The 18,280-nt window shown below is 62.8% G+C and carries 16 protein-coding genes and 1 pseudogene; 11 read left to right on the forward strand and 6 right to left on the reverse strand.

Features of this window, described 5'->3' with window-relative positions; all coding sequences use genetic code 11:
- Window positions 1-130 precede the first annotated feature (130 nt).
- On the forward strand, window positions 131-946 hold the full coding sequence (locus D7S89_RS15990) for a hypothetical protein (RefSeq protein WP_121278694.1): 816 nt from the start codon (window positions 131-133) through the stop codon (window positions 944-946).
- A 178-nt stretch (window positions 947-1,124) separates the two neighbouring features.
- Entirely contained in the window at window positions 1,125-1,928 is an 804-nt protein-coding gene (locus tag D7S89_RS15995; RefSeq protein ID WP_121278696.1) for a phytanoyl-CoA dioxygenase family protein, read from the forward strand.
- Window positions 1,929-2,056: 128 nt separating this feature from the next.
- Here D7S89_RS15995 and D7S89_RS16000 read toward each other — a convergent pair whose 3' ends face one another.
- A complete protein-coding gene (locus tag D7S89_RS16000) occupies window positions 2,057-2,431 on the reverse strand; it encodes a DUF4180 domain-containing protein (protein WP_245982964.1) in 375 nt (124 codons plus the stop codon).
- Between the two features lie 12 nt (window positions 2,432-2,443).
- On the opposite strand from D7S89_RS16000, the gene D7S89_RS16005 reads away from it, so the two are divergent.
- From D7S89_RS16005 to D7S89_RS16040, 8 genes are all read left to right on the forward strand, one after another.
- Window positions 2,444-2,800 carry a M91 family zinc metallopeptidase gene (locus tag D7S89_RS16005; protein WP_121278698.1) on the forward strand — a complete coding sequence of 119 codons (357 nt, stop codon included), beginning with the start codon at window positions 2,444-2,446 and terminating at the stop codon, window positions 2,798-2,800.
- A 277-nt stretch (window positions 2,801-3,077) separates the two neighbouring features.
- Entirely contained in the window at window positions 3,078-3,821 is a 744-nt protein-coding gene (locus tag D7S89_RS16010) for an EAL domain-containing protein (protein WP_121278700.1), read from the forward strand.
- 32 nt (window positions 3,822-3,853) lie between these two features.
- Complete coding sequence (locus D7S89_RS16015) at window positions 3,854-4,147, forward strand: hypothetical protein (RefSeq protein WP_147426676.1); 294 nt, start codon at window positions 3,854-3,856, stop codon at window positions 4,145-4,147.
- Window positions 4,148-4,166: 19 nt separating this feature from the next.
- Entirely contained in the window at window positions 4,167-4,352 is a 186-nt protein-coding gene (locus D7S89_RS16020; RefSeq protein ID WP_121278703.1) for a hypothetical protein, read from the forward strand.
- Window positions 4,339-4,518, forward strand: a complete 180-nt coding sequence (locus D7S89_RS16025; RefSeq protein ID WP_121278705.1) for a hypothetical protein — start codon at window positions 4,339-4,341, stop codon at window positions 4,516-4,518. Before D7S89_RS16020 ends, D7S89_RS16025 begins: the two co-directional genes overlap by 14 nt.
- A 186-nt stretch (window positions 4,519-4,704) precedes the next feature.
- On the forward strand, window positions 4,705-6,102 hold the full coding sequence (locus tag D7S89_RS16030; RefSeq protein WP_121278707.1) for a FecR family protein: 1,398 nt from the start codon (window positions 4,705-4,707) through the stop codon (window positions 6,100-6,102).
- A gap of 12 nt (window positions 6,103-6,114) precedes the next feature.
- Entirely contained in the window at window positions 6,115-8,544 is a 2,430-nt protein-coding gene (locus D7S89_RS16035) for a CHASE2 domain-containing protein (RefSeq protein WP_121278709.1), read from the forward strand.
- Window positions 8,545-8,605: 61 nt separating this feature from the next.
- Window positions 8,606-9,220, forward strand: coding sequence for a DUF4136 domain-containing protein (locus D7S89_RS16040; RefSeq protein ID WP_183085222.1), 615 nt, complete (start codon window positions 8,606-8,608; stop codon window positions 9,218-9,220).
- 23 nt (window positions 9,221-9,243) lie between these two features.
- Here the strand turns inward: D7S89_RS16040 and D7S89_RS16045 are convergent, their stop codons facing one another.
- From D7S89_RS16045 to D7S89_RS16050, 3 genes and pseudogenes are all read right to left on the reverse strand, one after another.
- Window positions 9,244-13,911, reverse strand: a complete 4,668-nt coding sequence (locus D7S89_RS16045) for a beta strand repeat-containing protein (RefSeq protein ID WP_245982966.1) — start codon at window positions 13,909-13,911, stop codon at window positions 9,244-9,246.
- Window positions 13,912-13,938: 27 nt separating this feature from the next.
- Window positions 13,939-14,070, reverse strand: a pseudogene (locus D7S89_RS28310) (ESPR-type extended signal peptide-containing protein); the annotation flags it as partial.
- Window positions 14,071-14,091: 21 nt separating this feature from the next.
- Entirely contained in the window at window positions 14,092-15,885 is a 1,794-nt protein-coding gene (locus D7S89_RS16050) for a ShlB/FhaC/HecB family hemolysin secretion/activation protein (RefSeq protein WP_183085223.1), read from the reverse strand.
- A gap of 443 nt (window positions 15,886-16,328) precedes the next feature.
- Here D7S89_RS16050 and D7S89_RS16055 point away from each other — a divergent pair, with 443 nt between their 5' ends.
- A complete protein-coding gene (locus D7S89_RS16055) occupies window positions 16,329-17,063 on the forward strand; it encodes a response regulator transcription factor (protein WP_121279009.1) in 735 nt (244 codons plus the stop codon).
- Between the two features lie 156 nt (window positions 17,064-17,219).
- Here the strand turns inward: D7S89_RS16055 and D7S89_RS16060 are convergent, their stop codons facing one another.
- Entirely contained in the window at window positions 17,220-17,507 is a 288-nt protein-coding gene (locus D7S89_RS16060) for a hypothetical protein (protein ID WP_121278718.1), read from the reverse strand.
- A gap of 298 nt (window positions 17,508-17,805) precedes the next feature.
- Complete coding sequence (locus tag D7S89_RS16065; protein ID WP_121278720.1) at window positions 17,806-18,156, reverse strand: hypothetical protein; 351 nt, start codon at window positions 18,154-18,156, stop codon at window positions 17,806-17,808.
- Window positions 18,157-18,280: the final 124 nt, after the last annotated feature.

The following is an 18,280-nucleotide window of genomic DNA, read 5'->3' on the forward strand; positions in this document are numbered from 1 at the left end:
CTCCAGTTATTCGGAGCATTCGTTCGATGATCAAAGTGGTCCGCCATCGTACCTACCGGGTGATCTATCGCGTCAACAATTACCTCGTGATGATCGCCTACCGCAGCCGCGCAGCAGCACGGTACCGGCGATGCCTAATTCCGCCTTCGCGCAGACATACCGCAGCGTGAGGTTGAACGGCATCCTGTCACAAAGCGCGATGCAAAACAGGCATATCGGATATGCACCGTCGAACGATGGCGTAGTTCAGCGCGGCGACGTCGACGTCACCCGAGTGCCGCAAAGTTCTAACCAGGAACAAGCTCTAGCGCATGCTATGTACGCCGTCTCAGCCCCGCATAACGGCGCGTTTTCGGTCGCACTGGAGCGCGCGGGCCATGGTCCATTGGATATGGAGACACGGCAACAGACGGCAGATGAAATCGAGGGGGCGCTGTCTGAACAGCAACGCGGACAGCTTCAGGAACTCATGGAATACATGAACATGTCCCGCGATCAGGCCCTTAGTCTTGTCGCGCAATCGAACTCAGCCCCGGAACTGACCGCGACCGGTCGGCAACAGGCCAGCCAGCGCATGGAAAACACGTTTATGGTGACGGCTTGGGCTGATACACCATCCACGCAAGCGACGCCACATGAAACCACGAGGAGTGGCATCGCGCCTTCGCAATTCACTAGTGTCATGGTGCCCGAGCAACATGCCCATGAAGCCGACGCTGTAGACCAGATCCTTAGCGCCCAGGGCCACCTTGCTGGGCCACGCATGCAGTCGGTGCCTAGCGTCATGGGGATAGAGCCGCATTTTCAGCGAACGAACGGCGACATTCATTCGGTCACTGGCGTTCCCGCGCCGGACTACCATACGGGTATAGCGCATCAGGCGCTCCAAGGTGCAGTCGACGTGCACCTTGTGAAGACGGAATTTCCGCGGCCCCACGACGAATAGCCTCACGCTGACGCCACCGCGTTCTCATTCCGAGGAAACGGCGGCACAGAATCGAATGGGACAGTAGTAGATCAACCCGTTGGCGCGTTCCATGCGCCCTTTCGGTAGCTACTCGCGACGACGCAGCCAAAGATAGAAACTGGTAACGTGCTGGCAACTTGCGAAATTGAGAGATTTCATGCCTTTCGACAGCCCCCAGCACGGCATCTTGGACGACACACAGATTCAGCATTTCATTAGGAATGGTTTCGTCCGCATCGAACGAGCCTTCCCACGTGATTTGGCAGAGAAGGCGCGTGCGATTTTGTGGCGGGACACCGGCTGCGATCCGAATAACCAGGCGACTTGGACCGAGCCTGTCATACGGCTTGGTGTATATGGTCAAGAACCTTTTGTCCAAGCAGCCAACACGCCGGTCCTCCGCGCGGCCTTCGACCAGCTTGTCGGTACAGACCGTTGGCTGCCCTGTACGGCGATAGGGACGTTCCCGGTTCGATTTCCCTCGCTGCGGGATCCTGGTGACGCCGGCTGGCATGTGGACATGAGCTTCGATTGGGAAAAGCCTGATTTCATGGACTGGCGGGTTAATGTCAGCTCGAAGGGCCGCGCCCTGTTGATGCTTTTCCTGTTCTCCGACGTAAATGAGCAGGATGCGCCTACTCGCATTCGCGTGGGATCCCATCTCGATGTCGCACGCATGTTGAAACCGGCCGGCGAGGCGGGCCTGACCACGCGTGAGTTGGTTGCCCAACTGCCGGAAACGGAAAGCCGGACGGAAATACTGGCCACCGGCGACGCCGGGACGGTCTATCTCTGCCATCCGTTCCTCGTTCACGCGGCGCAGCCACACCGGGGCTCGCAGCCGCGCTTCCTAGCGCAGCCAGCTCTGATACCACGCGAGCCGTTGAGTCTGGAACACGCGAATGCCGCTTACTCGCCGGTCGAGGCTGCCATTCGGCTCGCGCTAGATTACACGGCATAGTTTCATTTTTTTGGATCGACGGCTTGTGCTGCGTCCAGTAGTCGCTGAGCTCCGAGCAAGCTAACGCGTATTTCGGCGGAATGTTGCAGACCAATTACCAGGCACGACGGCGCTCACGGCATTTGCAATCAATGAGCGCCCGCTGTCAGCTTATGCTCCAACGCCTGAAGATCATCAACGAACCAGATCGCGCTGCCCCGATTGGTCTCATACACCAGCGAGCGCAGTGCGTTGCTGCGCATCTGCCAATGACTGATGTCGCCGATGATCGCGAGCTTCAGACCATAGTTGACCAGCTTTTGCGTAATATTCCCCAGCAAGCGCGTTTCAAGTCGAAAGAAATCGTCGTGTATTGCCTGAACCGGCAAGGCCAGCCACGTTGCTTCATGCTCCCAGGCCGTGCTAATTAGCGCAATGGCGTCCTCCTCGCACGACAGGATAGTCGCGCTGTCCGAGTAAATAAGCACGCTGTGCTTGCCAATATTCTGACTTCGATAAGCCACCAACCCTCCTCCATGGATCAAATGTTTGCAGCAAGAATTATCAATTGCTCGGTAATTCTAGCTACTTCGCGTGTCGCGTCTATTTTTCGCACGCCCCACCAATCCGAGCATGGCCAGCCTTGCGGCCGCTCCGACTCCGACGACAAAGCGTATCTCAGCTTAGCGCACGAACTGATTCATGCGAAACGAATCCTCAAAGGCGAACTCGCACACGGATCCAAGGCGCTCACACAGATGAACGAACAGCTCGGCTCAGCCGAAAAGAACGAGGAAGAGCGAGCGGTTGGCCTAGGGAAGTACAAAAATGCCACCCCATCAGAGAACTCGATTCGGATCGAACAGGGCGAGCAGGTCAGGACCCGTTACTGAGGTCTTGCGTGCTTCGGTCGCCAGCTGGATCACACCAGAAGGCAGCCAGCTGGTTTAGGTGTTGATTGGAGCCCTGCAAGGCTGATAATCGCGGGCGCGTAACACGTGCGCTGGCGCGTGCCCATATATTTCGCATTCCAAATTATTTACCTCTCTCCCCCGAACCTGGTAATCGCAGCCAGCGTACGCCCACTGTTGACAAAAATTCAGAGTCACATCCACACCGGCCACTACAGTGACGGAAAGTCAATGTTTATCGCTGTAGAACGAGGTGGCAATGCTGGCCCTGAGCGACATCGAGGTGGTGCGAGAAGTATCCGAGGCGATGCGCGCCGGGCAGGTCTTGCTTGCCACACAGCCGGTACGGAGCGTCTTCGACACCGAGCTCGAGCTATACCGCGAATGCCTCGCGCGGCTTTCACGCACAAGCGGCGAAATCCTCTATCCCGCCAGCTTCATTCCTAGCCTCGAGCGGTTGCAGATGATGCGCGACTTCGACGCTCACGTCGTGTCGCAGGCGATCGAGCAGTTGCGCCAACACCCCCACCTCTGCCTCGGCGTCAATATTTCCGCTCAAAGCGCGACGATCGACGAGATCTGGGGACCTACGCTCGCGGCACTCGAGCAAGCGCCGGCCGTTGCGCGCAGGCTCATCGTCGAAATCACCGAGTCGGCACCGATGGAGCGAGGCCGCGGACGCCAGTTTTGTGCCCGGCTCCAACACCTCGGATGCCGCATCGCCGTCGACGACTTCGGTGTCGGCTTCGGCGTTCACACCGCCATGGAAATCACGTCCCCCGATATCGTCAAGATCGCGGGCAGTCTCGTGACGGAGGCCGGCAAAAGCGCGGGGACGACAGCAAGGCTCGCCCGCATGATCTCGCTCGCGGCAAGCACGGCCAAACACGTCATCGCCGAAGGAGTGGAAAGCCTCGCCGACCTTCACGTCGTGCAGCAAGCCGGCGCGGGATGGGTACAAGGCTATTACCTCGGCACGGCGGCACTCGAGCAGCGGCAATAAGCCCGCGCAAGGAGCAGATGGTGGATGCACTCATGGGAACGATCGATCGGCCCGATGCTGCCGGACGATTGAGCGGCGATCCGGCGTCGGTGAAGACGGAGGCCGAACTGCACAGGCTGCGCACCACGGTTCACACCTTGCTGCAGCGAGGCATCGGAGAGAGCGGAGACGAGTTGGACGAGTTGCAACTCGCGCTGGCCGCCTATGACGCCGGCATTGCGCGGCGGTTTTACGGCAGAGATTCGTCCATCGCGCATGGCTTGCGGATGAAGTTCGAGTCGATGCTCAGGGCCGCAGCCGACACGCTCCATCGTGGCCCGGAGTGAGTTCGAGGAGGGAAAGACCATGTTGCATGATCTCGTCGGTTCTCTGAGAGTCGTCTACGAACAGGCCCGCGACCGCCACGACCGGCACGCGATGGATGTCGCAGCGCAGGCGATCTCCTATGCCGTGTCCGGCCATCGCGAGCTGGCGCTGGACGCGATCGCCCGCAGCGGTTTGATCATGGAGAGCACCGATGGACATGCTTGACAAGATGGTCTCATGGGAAGACGGCACGCTTGCCCCGTCGGCGGTCATCGAGATGATGCAGGAACTCATCGATTCCGGCGAAATCGAGCATCAGTCGGACACCTACCAGTTCATGGCCCGAGCGCTCGTAGATGCCGCATTGTGCCGTCCCAGGCTCGTTCATTGACGCTGCGGGCCGCCCTGCTCGCTCGGCTAGCCGGTACGTGTCCGGATTGTCTTTTTGAGATAAGTCTGATTAGCTACGGCCTGTCCGCGCGCTGGCACTGCGCTGTCGGAACGGTCGTGGGTGAGAGCCTTGCAGCAGAACACGTCGCCGCGATTCCATCGCAGTAAGCGACCCCTGAATTACCTCATGAAGAACACCCACATACGTGTCATTGCGTTCGTCGCATTGGCCGCCGCGATTCTCGGCGTTTCGCCCTCCTACGCGGAGCGCCTCGGTACACCCGAGGCCACCGTGAGTTACGTCACGAAAGAAGGCGACACGCTATTGGCGGTCGCGGACCACTACCTGCGCGGCGTCGACGCTTGGCACGCGCTCGCCCGACTCAACAAGCTCGACGCACCGCGCCGCCTGCCCGCCGGCCTCGTGCTGAAGCTGCCCGCCAGACTGCTGCGGCACGAACTGCTGACGGTGCGCGTGGCCGCTCTCAGCGGACCGGTTGAGCGTTCGTCCGCAAATGGTCCATTCACGCCGTTACAGCCCGACGCGTCGATCGTCGAGGGCGAGACCGTACGCACGGGGCAAAACGGCTTCGTGACGCTCGAATTTGGCGACGGTACGCATACCAGCCTTCCGCCGAACAGCACGATCGAACTCCATACGCTGCGCAAGACGGCGCTGACGGGCGCCACGGAACGCGTAATCGATTTGCAGCGTGGCGAGGTGGTCAACGGCGTCACGCACGCGACCCGCAAAGACGATCGTTTCGAGATTCACTCGCCTTCCGTCGTCGCCGGCGTGCGCGGCACACATTTCCGCGTGAACTACGAGCGCTCGGCCACCATGGTCGAAGTGCTCGACGGTACCGTCGCCGTCGACGAGGCTGGCCAGGCAGAGAGCGAAGCGCCGATCGCGTCGGCGATCCCCTCGTCGGCGCCGTTTTGTCCGATGCCGTCAACGTTGCAGCTCGTGCACGGCGGGTTCGGCAACATCACGCGCGAGTCAGGCAGCGTGGGCGCGCCGGTGAAGCTGTTACCCCCACCGGAGCTGACGGACCCAGCCAAAATCCAGGACGAAGCGACGGTCGCTTTCGACGTTGCGCCGCTGCCGGCGAGCCGCGGCTATCGTTTGCAGATCGGCCGCGACGCGGACCTGCTCGACGCGATTCGCGAAGCGCGGGTCGACGGGCCGCACGCGTCGTTCACCGATCTGCCGGACGGCACTTACTTCCTCCGCATTTCGGCCATCGACGCCGAGGGCCTCGAGGGGATGCCGCGCATAGTCGAGTTCGAGCGCCAGCGTGACGAGTTGACCGCGACCTCCGCGCGGCGCGAGGGAAGCCGCGACTATGAATTCCAGTGGTCGCTCGCCCACTCGGCCGCCGAGGCTCACTTTCGGTTCGTGCTCGCGCATACCGCTGATTTGCGCGACCCGATCGTCGATCGGGTCGACCTTGCGGATCAGCGCATCGCCGTGGAGAACTTGCCGCCAGGCGTCTATTACTGGACGGTCATCGCCGAGCGCTTCACGGGCGGGCAGCTCCGTGAAATGGCAAGCGGCGTTCGCTCGTTCACGCTCGCCGATTGACGGGGCACCCGCATGAACTTCGACCCACGCACGCCGTTCGCCTGGCTCGGGCGCATCTTTCGGTTCAGCCGGCCTGGCGGGCGGCGTTTTTTCACCGAGTGGTTTGCGATAGGCTCCCTCGGGCTCGCCACGATCCTCATCACCTCGGTCGGTCATTTGGCGACCGGCGCCGGCTGGTTCGTCTACGATCGGCTCCTGCGCCTTCAATCGTGCCCCGTGTCGCCCGACATCGTGATTCTGGAAATCGACAACGAGAGCATCGCGCGGCTCGGGCGCTGGCCCTGGCCGCGCGATGTGCATGCACGACTGATCGGCGCATTGGCGAAAGCCCGCCCTGCCGCCGTCGTCTACGACGTGCTGTTCACCGAGCCGTCGGAACATGACGCGGCGCTGGCCAAGGCGATGGCCGCCGTGCCGACGTACCTGCCGGTGCTGCTGTCGCCCGAGGCGCGCGATGGCAGTCGCGTGACGCAAGCGCCGGTCGCGCCCCTCGCGAAAGCGAGCGCCGCGCTCGGCCATATCAATCTCGAAGTCGACCCCGACGGGATCGTGCGCAGTGTCGCGCTGACCGAGCACGATGGGCAGACGCCCTGGCCCGAACTCGTCGTGCCCGTCTTCGAAGCGATCAGGCACGGCACGGTCAAGATCGCGCCTCCGCTACAGGGTTCACCCAGTGCTATCGATCCGGCCCGGTCGAGCGACACTGACACACGTGTTCTGATTCCGTTCAGCAGCCGGTTTTCGGCGTCATACCCGAGAGTATCGTTCGCGCGCGTGTTGAACGGCGAGGTCCCGCCCGAGATGCTGCGCGGCAAGATCGTCTTCATCGGCGCGACCGCGGCCGGCCTTTACGATCTTTTCGCCACGCCTGCGTCGGGCGAATTGGGGCCGATGCCTGGCGTGCTCGTGCACGCCAATTTGCTCGACACGCTGTTGACGGCGCGTGAGATCTATCTGGTCGGCGGGCTTGCGTTGTTTCTTGCCTCGATCTTGCCGTTCGGCGCGATGCTGGCGGGCTTTCTCGTGTTGTCGCCCCGCCGCTCGTTGCTGCTGACGGGTCTTCTCTGCGTGGCGATGGCGACAATCAGCGCGGCATTACTCCACACCGTACACATCTGGCTGTCGCCGGTACCGGCGATTGCCGGGATGGTCGTCGTCTACCTGCTCTGGAACTGGCGACGGCTAGAAATGACGATGTCGTACCTGCGCGGCGCGCTGCAACAGCTCGCCGACGAGCCATGCCTGCTGCCGGAAGCATCGAGCCCGCCGCCGGAATTTGCCGGCGACGTGCTCGAGCAGCACATCGCGCTGATGTCGCGGGCGTCGGAGCGCGTGAAGGACATGAGGCGCTTCGTCTGGGACAGTTTGAACGGCGTTCCCGAGCCGATTCTCGTATCGGATCGACGCGGCGTCGTGTTGCTCGCGAATCAAGCGGCACGCACGCATTTTCTGGCGCTGGGTGCGCCCTCGCCGGACGGCCGAACGCTCTGCTCCGCGCTCAGCGGCCTCGAGCTGGTCAAGACGGTCGACGAAACGCCTGGCATCGACGCCTACGCGCGCGCCAACTGGCCTACGTTGCTCGATCCGAGACGTCCTGGCCATGAATCGATACTGGAGTGCGGCGTCGAAGTGCGCGACCGAAACGAGCGTGATCACCTGCTGCGTTACGCGAAGTGCCGCAATGCGCAGGGCGAGATCACAGGATGGATCGCGGGGCTCGTCAACGTGACGGCGCTGCATGCCGCCGAGCGGCAGCGCGAGGAAGCGCTGCGCTGGCTCTCGCACGACATGCGCTCGCCGCAAGCATCGATTCTCGCGCTCGTCGAGGTCGAGCAGGCGCGGGCCGACTCCGACCGCGTGCGCGATGTGCTCACGCGCGTCGAACGGTATGCGCAGCGCACGCTGAAGCTCTCCGACGATTTCGTGCAGTTGGCCCGCGCGGAATCGCAAGTCTATGTATTCGAACCAGTGAATTTCCCCGATCTCGTGATCGACGCGAGCGACGAGGTATGGCCTCAAGCGCGAGCGAAACGGATCGAGTTCGACATGCAGTTCCTCGGCCACGAGCATTGGGTCCGCGTCGATCGGTCTCTGATGACGCGTACGCTCGTCAACATCCTGAACAACGCGATCAAGTACAGTCCCGCCAATACGCGCGTTGCGTGCACCGTCGAGACGAAGGAGCAGACACCCTCGCGCGTGCAATGCACGATCCGCGACCAGGGCTATGGCATTACACCGCAAGCGCAAACCCATCTGTTCGAGCGTTTCCGGCGTTTTCGCACGCCGGCGCAACCCCAGGTGAGCGGTACCGGTCTCGGCATGGCGTTCGTGCAGACCGTCGTCGCGCGGCACGGTGGCGAGGTGTCGGTCGAGAGTCAGATCGGCAAGGGCACGACGTTGATCGTCTCGCTACCGTTGTCGAGCGAACCGGCCGCCTGAAATCTCGGACATCGCCAAGGCCGGAAAAACCAGAGAAAGGAGGACCATGAGGAAAGGCTTCATGCCTGCCGCCATCGCGGTGGCAGCGTTGGTGGGGATGTTGGCGGGCTGTGCCGACGTGAGAACCGATGTGCATGCAACGGCCTCGTCCGGGTTTGCCGACGGCGAGCGGACCTACGCGCTCGCGCGCACCCGTGCGCTGTCGCGCGACGTCGGGCCGGTTCAAATCCGTTATGAGGCGCTCGTGCGCGAAGAACTGGCACGGCAAGGATTCATGGCAGCACCGGCCGACACTGCGCACTATCTCGTGTCGCTCACCTATGAGGCGCGTGGCGCCGGGGTCGTCGTCGCACGCGCCGAGTGCGCGGCAAGCGACGGATGCGCCGACCCGGCTGCGCGGGCGAGTGGGTCGCGAAGCTCCGGTTCGACCGTTCACTCACTGACGCTACGCTTCTTCGAGGGAAGCAGTGGCCGAGAGGTCTACAAGGTGACGGCGTCGCGGCGCGAGCGGGACACCGACCCGGCCAGCGCGATCCCCTATCTGGTGAAGAGCGCGCTGGCCCGGCTGCCGTACCAGGGCCATGCGGATTGGTCGATCCAGTTCAAGGACGGCAACGGCAGCAGCGACACGGGGCCGGACGTCGTGACTGTCGAGCCGGCCGACGCGTCGCGTTGAATCGATTCGTCATCGATTCGTGACTAGCGCAACATCGGCTGCGGACAATCGTCGATCGGCAGTGCCTTGGCGCCCGGTGGCACGCGCATGCCTCCCTTCGCGCAATAAAGCTTGGTAGGCACCGCCCCCCGCTGCGCAAGCGTGGCGGACTCAGGGCTTTGGGTGACAGAGATCTTGTCGTCGGGCGCACTCGCGGTCGCAGTCTCGCTCGCTTGTTGCCCGGCGTCGCGCGCGTCGTCCACGCCTCTCGAGGCAGACTCGTTCCATCCCCAGGGAGCAGCCACCAGATTCGATCGACCAGGCTCGACGCGCGCCCCCGGCTCCGCTCCGCCCGACGCCGTTTGAGTCGAACCGGCCGGCGCCGGGACGACCTCGACAGGGGCCACGCGCAACCACACCATATACGACGAAGCGATGCTCGCCGAGGTCCGCGCGGTCCGATCGGCCAACACGTAGTTGCCCGCGTCGGCACCGCCGAGCGTGATGTTCGAGACGAAGACAGGCTTGTTCTGCCCCACGTCCGGCGTGCCGAAGGTGCCGTCGGCCGATGCGACGAAAACCTGGTCGCCCGGCAACAAGCAAGGGATGCCGGCCTGCAGCTTGTTCAGCGTGGCTGCCGTCGTGCCGTCGTAGACCTTGTCGTTCGCGGTGATGCCCGTCACGGCCGGAATCGTCAGCGGGCTGATGCTGCCGCCTACCGTCGGGCTCGGTAGCACGATGGCATAGTCACTTGGCCTGCCCGTCCCGGCGAAGCTCACGTTCACGGTGGCGGAGTCGAACGTGGCCGTGCTCGCCGTTTCGACGTCCTTGCTGTTGTAGTCGCCGGTGCCCGTCACGCCGGCCAGTTGATCGCCCGGAGCCAGATTCGCTGCGGTGGCACCTTCGATCGTGGCCGCCGTCGTCCCGTCGTAAACCTTGTTCACGTTATCGAGCGTCACGGTCAGCGGACGCGGTTCGATCATGGCCTGGGTCGGCTGCACCAAGATCACGCGATAGTTCGACAGGTCGCTGCGGCTCAACGCGACATTCATGTCGGACATCTTGAACGTTGCCGACGTCGCGTCGATCACGTGGGCGCTGTTATACGCCCCCGTGCCGGTGATGCTCGTGACCGTGTCGCCGGCGACGAGCCCCGTCGTGCTCGTCGCCGGCTCGACGATGCCGCCGTTCGCATACGCGACGTTCGTCGCGTCATACACCTTCATGACCGCGCCGAGATCGATCGTCAGGTCACGCGGCACGATCGTGCCGGCGGCATTCGCATAAGCGATGCTGTAGTCGGCCAACGTGCTGCCGTTGCTGCCGCTCACCCCCACGCCGCTGCCATTGACGACGAGCGTCGAATTGTACGGACCCTGTGCATTGGGTGACGTAAACGCCTGGGTCAGTCCCGTCAGGCTGTCACCCGCCACGAGGCCGTTGATATTCGTCACGCTTTGACTGCTCGACGTCGTGCCGTCGTACACCTTCGTATCGGAGCTCGCCGTCACCGTGACTGCGCGCGGCGTGATGTTGATGTTCGGGCTCGGCCCCTCGACGAGCGTACGGTTGTAGCCAGCAGCATTCCACGTCACGCCGCCGCTCGTGTACGTCGTGGCGCCGGAAAAAGGCGTCGTCACCGTGAGGTTCGAGCCGACCTGCGAGGTGTTGTAGACGGCGTGCGCGAAGTCCATCCCAGTCGTGCCGCTGAACGTGTCGCCATCGATGGCGCCTCCCAGCGAGGCATTCGCGTAGTTCACCGCTGTGGCGGCTTGCGTCGTGCCGTCGTAAGCCTTCGTGGCCGTGAGGTTCGACACGGTGGCGACGGGTGCCGCGCGGTAGTAGTAGTTACGCGTGCCCGCCACCGCGCCGGATGTGCTACTTGCTGACGCATCGTAGGTCTTGTATCGGGCGCTGCCCGTCGCTCCGCTGATCCGCGCATCCAATGTCGCGGTGTTCGGATTGCCCGAGAAGATCGTCACTGTCCCGTTCGCCCCGACACTGACCGGCACGCTCAACGTAACGTCTCCCCCGCTCGCCGTGCCCGCGGGCTGCGTCACGCCAGCCTCGAGATTCAGGCTGCTCGCAGCACCCGTCAGCTTGATGAGGCGATCGACATTCAAGCCGCCGCCGATGAATGCAGCAACGTTGCCCGTGCCCGAGATTCCCGCAGCATTGCTCACGAGGCTGCTCAGATTCTGCGTGTTGGAAAAATCGAAGACCAGGTTGCCGTTGTCCGTCACCACGCCCGTGCCCAAGTTACCGGTCGTGCCATCGTTACCGACCTGGAGCGTACCGGCGCTGACGAGCGTCGTACCTGTATAGGTGTTGTTCCCGGTGAAGATTTGCGTGCCCGTGCCGGCCTTGACGAAGTTGCCGGGGCCCGTGAGCGAGCCGCCGAACAAATCCGCGCCGCCGTTCGCCAAGCCTGCGGTAAGCGTGGTGCCCGCGCCCGACATGTTGATCGTCCCGCCCGAGGTGCCGGTCAGCGCGCCAATGGTCATATTCGAGCCGGTAAAGAATGTGCCTCCCGTCACGTTCAGCTTCGCCGTCGGCTCATTGACCGGGGCCGTACTGCCGTAATACGGCAAACGGAAATCGGTGTTGTTGGCGTAGTTGACCGAAACGTTTCCGCCCGTCACGTTCAGCGTGCCCGTGCCCCAACCGTCCGGGGAATTGATCTGGACCCAGTACGCTCCGCCGCCGCTCGAGGCGTTGATCGTGCCCGAGAAGTTCGCCATCGGGCCGTAGATGTCCAAGAGGCTTCGGTAGCCGTCCGCCGTGAAGACCGTGACGTTCCCCGATCCGGTAAAGCCGGACATGAACGTCAGCCCCTGTTGGTATTGATTGCCGGACATCGTAACGCTGCCCGTCCCAATCCATCGCACGGGCGAATTCACCGACGTATAGGTGTCGCCGCAAGTAAAGCAAGCGGTAGTGATCGACGAATTGTTCATCGTCAACTGAGAACCGAACGTATAGCTGCCGTACGGCGCGAGATTCAGCGTCGAGTTCACGAACGTCGCCGACGATACGCCGTTGAGGCTGCCGAGCGAAACAGTCGTATTATTCGCCGTGAAAGCGCCCGTCAGGTTCGGCTCCGTGACGGTCCAGCTTCCGCCATTGAGCGTCAGGTTGCCGGCCCCTGCGATGTTTCCGCTGAGCGTGCCGGTGCCGGTGATCGTCGACGTGATGCCGCCGCCGACATGGTACGTGCCGGAGAGATTCACGTTGGCCGCATTCAGCGTCAGCGCGCCTGCCCCGTTCACGTTCACGTTCGCCGCATCGCTGATCGTATTGCTCGCGCTGAGCACGACGTTGCTGCTCGCGAGCTCGGCGGAGAGCTGGCCGTCGGTGATCGTTCCGTTCGTCGACGAATTCAGCGCGTCGACCTGAGCGCTCGTGCTACCTCCCGCCGCGCCGCTGACGATGGAGATGTTCAGCGGATCGAGCAGCAACGTGCCCCAAACGCCATACGGTGCACGCAGATCCACGGGCTGCACGGGATGAAACACGAGGTCTTGCTTGCCCGACACCTCCACCCATCCACCGTCGCCTCCGAACGATCCACCGCGCGCCGCTACGCTGCCGGCAAAGTCGGTACGCTCGTCGGACCAGAGCACCACCGTACCGCCGTTTCCGTGGCCGGTGGCCGACGCGTCGATCGATACGTCCGGCCCGACCGTCGTCGTCTGCGCATGCGCCAGCGTACCCGCTCCATGAAAATCGCCGCCCACGCGCACGTTGCCGCCGCCCGCGTCCCCACGTGCGTCGATCGTCGTGCCGCCGAGCAACGCGATGTCCGCGCCCGTGATCGTCACGTTACCGCCGTGCTCCCCCGCGTTCAGTCCGGTCACGTCGACGGTCGCATCCTTCAGCACGACGGTACCCGCGTCCGGTGCGTCGCCGCCATCGAGGATCACCTGGCCGTTTTTCGTGCCGATCGAGTGCGCCCGCAGCACGCCCGACAGATTCATGACGCTTCCTTGCAGCATGTCGCGCCCACGCGCCGTCAGCACGACCTGGCCGCCGTCGGCCGCGATCAAGCCTTGATTGGCGATCAGCGCGTTCAGCGTCGTACCGTCGACCTGCACGTTCGTTCGCCCGGCGTTGTCGAGCGCGAGGGTGACGTTCGCGCCAGCCGCCAGCGCTGCCGTGCCGCCCGTCGCGCTGATCGTGCCCAGGTTCGTGACGCGATCCGCCGCCAGTACGATGAATCCGCCGTTCACGGCCTTCAGGCTGCCCTGATTGATCACCTCGCCCGGTACCCCAGCTCCTGTACCGGTAAACCGATAGTTGCCGGCCTCGAAATCAGCCTCGCTGATGGTCTTGGTCGTCGCAAACAACCCGCCGACGTTCACCTCGGCCGTCCGGCCGAACAGCACGCCGGCCGGATTGACGAGAAACACCTGCCCATTCGCCTGCAAGCTGCCGTAGATTTCCGAGCGGCTACCGCCCAGCACGGTGTTCAGCGCCACCGAGCTCGCCGACGGTTGCTGGAACACGACGGTGTTGCCGGCCCCGATGTTGAAGCTGTTCCAATTGATCGAAAGCTTCGGCGTGTTCTGCGTGACCGTCATCTGGGTGCCCGATGTGGCGATGCCTCCGCGGCCACCCACGATCGCACCTCCAGTCGGCAGCGTCTGCGCCTGCGCAAGCCCTGCCACGAGCGTTCCCATTGCCAGCGCGGCAGCCAAGCTGATCGAGCGCATCGCGAAGCGCCGAGCCGCAAGCAAGCGCGCAACTGCGCTAGCGCCCCCTGCTGAGCCTGCTCGCGCGCCGCCCTTTCCACGTCCTCGCGCTGTCTCCGCGACCGCCGTGAGGCAGCCGCTCCTCTTGCTGAATACGAGACGAAAAAGATGTTGATTCATGATTGGTTTCCCGGCTCGGACTCAGAAGAAGACTCGTGCTTGCAGCCATAACCAGCTGCGCGAGTCGGGCTCCGAGGTATCGCGCTCTCCGCCTGCATCGCGCATCGCCCACATGACGTTGACTTGATAGCGGTCCCTGCGGCGCAGCTCGACACCGATCCCCGTGCCGCCGAGCGTGCGGTGCGCGGGCCCGCTGTAGCCGGTCCACGGGCTGTGGTTCACGTCGATCCATCCTTCGTCGCGAAATACGGAGAACGTCACATCGCTGCCGCCCACGAGCGGCGTGGCGATCGAATAGCGCAGTTCGAGCGTCGCGAGCACACCCTCATCGCCGGGCGCTTCGCCGACCGGATAGCCGCGCACACCGCTCGGGCCCCCGAGGTAGAGCTTTTCGGCCGAATCGAGGTTCGTGCTCGAGAGTTGTCCCTGCATCGCGCCGTAAAGGCTCAGGCGGCGCGTCGCGCCGAAATAGGCGAGCGTCTGGTCGCGCGAAACGTTCGCGTTGAGCTTGCTGAAACGGCCTGCCGCGTTGGGCATGCCCGCGGCCAACGGCGTGCCGCCATAAACGAGGTTGCCTTGCGTGACTGACGCGCTGTATGCGGTGGCGCCCCCGCCGCCGAGCCCGTCGAGAGCATTGCCGTCGAGGCTCAAGCCAACGAGCTGCTCCCGCTTTCTCGTCGTGATGTCGGTCACGTCGTCGACAAGCCATTTGACGCCGCCGCTCACGCGCCCCGTCAGGGTGTTGTTCGGGTGCCGTACCAGCGGGTAAGTCGCGTAGGCCATCGCCGTGTCGCCTCGGCCGTGCGCGTTCGTGACGTCGAACGGCGCGCCGAGCGTGTAAAGAAAATGCGCGTAGTCGAGACCGACACGCCAGCCGTCGTAGCCGACCGGCAGGCTGTAGTCGACGGTGCCGGCCGTTGCGCCCCGCCCCGACGTCACCATATCCGCGGTGGCGAGGTCGCCGATGCCGAGCGGATTGTTCCAGCGCACGTCGGCCGTTCCGCGCGTACGCCCCGTGTATTTGTTGCCGAAGTCGTCGACGCCGAGTGCCGCGACGACTCTCTGGCCCGGCTCCGCATTCAGCGTGAAATTGGTCGTGCCTTCTAGCGAACCGGGGGCAAGCGTGCCGGACGTGCTCGCCACGCCGGGCAGATCAGCGACGACGCCGAGCGCGCGGTCGAGCCGGTCGCGCGTGAGCCCCGTGCCCACGCAATCGGGCATCGTACGGCCGCAGAGCGCCTCGTTCTCGAAACGGAGCAGCCGTTCAGGGGCATAGCTCGCGTGCTCACCGATGCGGGTCCGATCGAGCTGGCCTTCGAGCACCGCGATCGTCACGACGCCGTCCGTCACAGCCTGGCGCGGCACGTAGGCAAGCGCGGCGAGGTAGCCTTGCTGGCGATAGAGATGCGTGACCGCGCTGGCGAGTGCGTCGAGTTCGCCGAGCGTCGCTGACTTCTCCTCCGTCCCGGCGATCTGCGGAATGGCGCGGCGCAAAGCGGCTTCCTCGATGTGGGCGTTGCCCTTGAAATGAATCATCCTGACGAATACCGTCGCGCCCCCCTTACCCTCGGTGGGCTCAGCAGGCGCCGGCGGTTCCGTCACGCCCTGGCTTCGCCCTTGCGAGGGTTGCGGCAAGGCAGGTACGTTCTCGCGCAGCAGTTGTCCGGCATCCGGGCGCTGCGCTTGCTGTGCGAGCGCAGGACACGCGCTGGATACGGCGACACTCGCGGCGAGTGCGACCCACGCGGACTGCCCGGCACGCGACCAAGGCAGACCCTGCCCGCGAATGCGCGCACTTAGGAAAAGCTCTTTCATCACCAACTCGTTTGTAGTGGAATTTGTTCGGAGATGCGGCTTCCCCATCCCTTGGGCGCATGTGTCGCGCGAGCGGGTTGGGTGTGCGGAGGGTCGACGCGTAAGTCTCACGTTCACACCGCGCATATTTCTCGTTCGAGGTATTTCTATAATCGCGTCGCCGCCTGGCAACAATGCGAAGAATTGTCAATTGACCGCCACCACCACAAGCAGTGCTAATTGATGGGACCGGTACCTTTTTCATCACCGAGCGCGGAAACCTCTCGATTACCCGGAGAATCGCGTCACACGCATCGTCAATTTCCATTTATCGTGCGATGATTTCACTGCGCCTCACTAGATCCGCGCGCAGCGTAAATTCTCTCAGTACTCCTGTAAAACATTGCTCAACGCATGCGCAAACCGACGAGACGTATTGGTCCGTGTTGCCCTCGAGAATGAATATGAAGATTGCCTTACTGGAAGATGACCCGGAACAATCCCAGCGCATTAGCGGAGTCCTGCGTGGCGAAGGCCACGAATGCAGCGCTTTCGGCGATGGCAGCGTCCTGATCCGGCAGTTGAAGCGTGAGACGTTCGATCTGCTGCTGCTCGACTGGCGGACCCCCGGCGTCACCGGCTACGAGGTCACGGCGTGGGCGCGCGCAAACTTGAGCGTGCATGTCCCGATCGTCTTCCTGACCAGCCGTGCGCTCGAGGTCGACATCGTGGCGGGGCTCACGGCCGGAGCCGACGACTACATGGTCAAGCCGATCCGGGGTGCCGAGCTGCTCGCTCGCATTACTGCGTTGCAGCGCCGCATCAACCTCGAATCTGCGCAAGCGGACCGCGTGATTGCCGCGGGTAAATACCGAGTCGACCCGAAAAGCCGCTGCTGCTACCTGCGCGACGAGCCCGTCGAGCTGACCTGCAAGGAGTTCGACCTGACGCTGCTGCTCTTTCAGCACATCGGCCGCGTGCTCTCGCGCGAGCATATCGGTGGGGCGATCTGGGGGCACGGCCCCGAATCCATCTCGCGCACGCTCGACACGCATATGTCGAGAATTCGCATCAAGCTCGAATTACGCTCGGAGAACGGCGTGAAGCTGACGCCCGTCTACGGACAAGGCTATAGGCTCGATGTCGTGGCCGATCTTCCGCAGGACGCTGACGAACCCAAAGAGTACGGGGCGGGCTGACCACCCCATTAAATCCCGCACGATCGCACGGCTTCCTACTGGCGCACCGGACGATGCTGTTTGCGCTTTTCGGCCCCAGCGGGATTGCCACACCTTGCGCCACGCCGAGGCCGTTTTCGCATCGAACGCCAAGTCAAGACGACTTGGCGAGCGTGCTTAACGTGCGTTTGCCGCCCTCGCGGCTTGCTTCACTTCGTAACTCGCCTGGTCCAGCAGGTGCTCCGCGGAATCCGCATGCCCACCCAATTGGTATTCGTTGGCTGCCTGAGCTGCGCGCAGTTCGTTATAAGCACTCTGGATATGGGCCTGTGCAGCAGCCAGATGAGGATGGCGGCCAGCGCTGATGTCCTGCTCGGGCGGCGGCGGAACTTGCGCGCACGCAGAAAGAACCGCCCCGCTGAGGCCGATGGACACGAGAATTGCTGCAACGCTCTTGACTTTCATTTCCTACTCTCCTTCTCGGTTGAGAATTTCTAAGCACTACGAACTAAAAACTTTAAAAAAAGACCTTGGGTAGCGTGGCGCCTTTTCAGTCTGCCCAGCAATGGTGGCCATAGGGCCCCGGGTGTGAGCCCGGAGGGCAAACGAGACCTGTGACGGGACTAACGACACATCCACCTAGCGTCGCTAGCGCGATGAATCCAATAACCACTATGACAGCATTAACCTTAGGCATATGCCCTCCGGCAAAAAGCATCGAGGCGACAAGCTTCTTCGATGATCAAAAATTTAAATATAAACCTCAATAGCCGATTTGATCGCTGACACCGTTCAATTGCCGATTGATTTGTTGCTGTTGCAGCTGGTCCAGATGTGAAGTGCCGTTTGCTCGTGCGTCTGCGCGTTCCTCCTCCAAGATGGAGTGGACTTCCCCGTGCTCGGCACGGGCCTGCTGCGGCGTTATCTCACCATTCCAGAGTTCGTGGTTGATCCTCCGATTTTGGTTATCGACACGAGCGTTGTCATAGGCACGCCATGGATGGGAGTCCGACCATCCCGGGTGGTTATAGGCCGTCCATGGATCGGCCTGAGCCGAACTAGCCAGGACGGAGCCGAAGACGATCAAAATACCGAAGGCCGACTTGAGATTCACATTAATTCCCCATATCCATCGAATCAATTAAATTCACGATCATTTCGCCACCACATTCGAAATATCGCCCCAATGCTTCGAAATGAAGTGTAGAGAAATAATGCCGGACGATTGTATATAAACC

Source organism: Trinickia fusca, from assembly GCF_003628145.1.
In the GTDB taxonomy this organism is placed as follows: domain Bacteria; phylum Pseudomonadota; class Gammaproteobacteria; order Burkholderiales; family Burkholderiaceae; genus Trinickia; species Trinickia fusca.